Source organism: Saccharopolyspora sp. (assembly GCF_017434145.1).
In the GTDB taxonomy this organism is placed as follows: Bacteria; Actinomycetota; Actinomycetes; order Mycobacteriales; family Pseudonocardiaceae; genus Saccharopolyspora_C; species Saccharopolyspora_C galaxeae.
In genome coordinates this window covers 1-2659 of sequence record NZ_JAFRFW010000707.1, presented here as the reverse complement: position 1 = coordinate 2659, position 2659 = coordinate 1, and the positions used below count along the sequence as shown (strand labels likewise).

At 72.1% G+C, this 2659-nt stretch carries 3 protein-coding genes; all 3 read right to left on the bottom strand.

What is annotated here, in order from left to right; genetic code table 11:
* A partial coding sequence (locus IJH84_RS19320; RefSeq protein WP_295147078.1) for a glycosyltransferase family 87 protein occupies positions 1-1048 on the bottom strand: 1048 nt, incomplete at its 3' end.
* 240 nt (positions 1049-1288) lie between these two features.
* Positions 1289-1756 (bottom strand): cupin domain-containing protein, encoded by a 468-nt coding sequence (locus IJH84_RS19315; RefSeq protein ID WP_295147074.1) that lies wholly within the window; start codon positions 1754-1756, stop codon positions 1289-1291.
* 92 nt (positions 1757-1848) lie between these two features.
* Positions 1849-2659, bottom strand: an 811-nt coding sequence (locus IJH84_RS19310) for an Rrf2 family transcriptional regulator (protein WP_295147072.1), incomplete at its 5' end; no start/stop codon positions are given.

Below are 2659 nucleotides of genomic sequence, written 5' to 3'. Positions count from 1 at the left end.
CCACCAGCACTCCGGGCGCCGCCCAGACCCAGTGGTCCGACCAGGACGTGGGCGAGATCAGCAACGCCAGCAGACCGTTGGCCAGCAACGCCTGCGGCGCCTCCGCCGTGCGCAGCACCCGCGCGGTCACCACGAGCAACGCCAGCGCCAGCACCGCCCAGACCGCGTAGCGCACGCCGGTCTGCAGTTCCAGCCGCGCCAGTTCCCCCATGATCGATTGGTTGGTGTGGTACGCGGAGCCGCTCACCCCGGCCGCCGGACCGCGCCCGAACCAGTAGTCCATCGAGGCCGGAAAGCTCACCAGGAACCCGCAAGCCGTCCCGGCCACGGCCGTGACCGCTGCGACCACCGCCGCCCGGAAATCCCGGCGAAACAAGAAGAACAGCACGAACGCCGCAGGAGTCAGCTTGATCGCGGCCGCGAGGCCCACCAGCAGCCCGCGCGGCCAGCGCGGCCGCGCGGTGAGGCAATCCGCGGCCACCAGCCCCATCAGCAGGATGTTCACCTGACCCAGGCCGAACGAGGCGTAAACCGGCTCGAGCAGCAACGTGCCCGCCAACCCCAGCGAAGCCGCCGCGGCCGCTCCGCTCCGGCCCGCGACCGGCCACATGCTGCGGACCACGAGGTAGAGCACGCCGCCGAGCGCCGCCAGATCGGTCAGGTACAGCAACCACAAGCCGGGCACGAACGGCAGCACCGACGGAACCGCCAGCGGTAACAGCGCGAACGGCGGATACACCCAGGGCAACGGGCGGTCGGCGCTGGTCATCGCGGCGCCTTGGCTCGGGTCGCCACCGCCGAGCCAGGTGCGCACGGCCCACCGGTAGACCTGGTAGTCCACTCCGGCGCCGTGTCCGGTCCCGGCCAGGTGCAGCAGGAACATGCACGCCATCGCGGCGACCACGGCGGCCGCCCCGGACGCGAGGACCGCTCGCGGCCGCGCGAGCACCCGCACGAGAACGCGGTCCCGCAGCCGCCGCGCGCCCGCGACCGGGCCGGCGGGGCGAGAGGGCTCGGACGGTGCGGGTTTCAACAGCGGGGTGGCCAACGAGTTCCTTTCTTCACGCGGCCACCGGCATCGGCTGCTCGATCCCCGACGAGGAGCACGGCCGCAAGGTGCACCCTGCGCAGGCGCAGCACTCTATCCGACGGTTCGAGCGATCCCGCCGCCGACCCGACTCGTCCTTTTCGGACATTTCGGAAAATTAACGCTCCGGCGCGGAAATCTCGGGAAGCCCGCGAGAGCGGTGTCCGCCGCCGGCACCACCCAGCTCGTGCGAACGGAGCCTCAGAGCGGGTAGAGCCCGGGGAGGTTCACCACGATGGCTTCCTGGGTGCTGCGGGAGATCACCACGACCGCCTCCTCGTCGGGATCCGGATTCTCCTCCCGGTGCGGCACGTACGGCGGGACGAAGATGTAGTCGCCGGGCTCGGTCTTGATGCGCACCTCGCCGGTGCCGTCGTGGAAGACGAACTCGGGATGCCCGTCGGCGACGTAGATCGAGGTCTCCGACTCGCCGTGGTGGTGATCGGCGGAGGCGGTGTCCGGGGCGACGTGGGTCTGGCCGGTCCAGATCTTCTCGGAGCCCACCGACTCGCCGCTGATCGCGGCCAGCCGCTTCATGCCCTCGGTCTGCGCGGTGCCCTCGTCGAGGTCGGCGCCGCGCACGTGGTGCAGCCGGGAACGCAGCGACTTGCGCTGCTCGGGGTCGGCCTCGGAGGTCAGGTCTGGGTGGAAGGCGTCGTGCTCGGTCATGGTCGCCGCTCCGGTCGTCTTGGGTGTTGCCAGCTGTCGGTGCCGGTCGTTCCGGCTCGTCCGCGTCGGTCGTCGGCGCGCCCGAGGATCGCTCATGCCGCGGCGGGCTGCGCGAGTTCGGCGACGCTGACCCGCGTCATGAACTCCGCCACCGTCCGCCCGAGCTGCTCCCACACCTCCGCGTGCGGGCCGTCTTCGCGGTGCGAGACCACTTCGCCCTCCACCGCGCGCACCACCTCGGCCAGCGTGATCTGCGCGGCAGGCCGGGCCAGCCAGTAACCGCCCTCGCAGCCGCGCCTGCTGCGCACCAGGCCGCCGCGGCGCAGCTCGACCATCAGGTTCACCAGCGAGTTCAGCGGAATGCCCTGGCTGCGGGCCATCGCCTCGCAGGTCTGCTGCTGCGGGCCGCGCGCCAGCTCGGTCAGCACCCGCAGCGAGTAGTCCACCCGCGCGGACACCTGCACCGGCGCGGCCCGGCGCGCGCGGGTGTTCCTGGCCGCGGGAACTTCGGGCAGCAGCACCGCGCCCTTGGCGATCTCTTCGCAGAACAGCACGATCCGCGCCGCGGCACTGCGGTGCGCCTTGTCGTTGAGGATGTCGTGCACGCCGTCCTTGAACGCGGCAACGGTCGCCTGCGAGTGCGCGGCGCCCAGCCGCGTCACCGGGTCGACGGGAGCGATCGGGTCGGCCTCGCCGTGCAGCAGCAGCACCGGGATCTCCGGCAGCCGTTGCGGTGGTTCGCCGGTGGATCCGGTCAGCGCTCCCCATTCGAAATCCGGGTCGGCGCCGAGGTGTTCGCGATGGATCGGGCACGACGTGCGGGCGGCGATCTCGTCCTCCCGCCCGGCCGGTGGCTCCGCGGCGGCCAGCGGCGTTCCCGCCAGCACCAGCGCGTCTACCGGT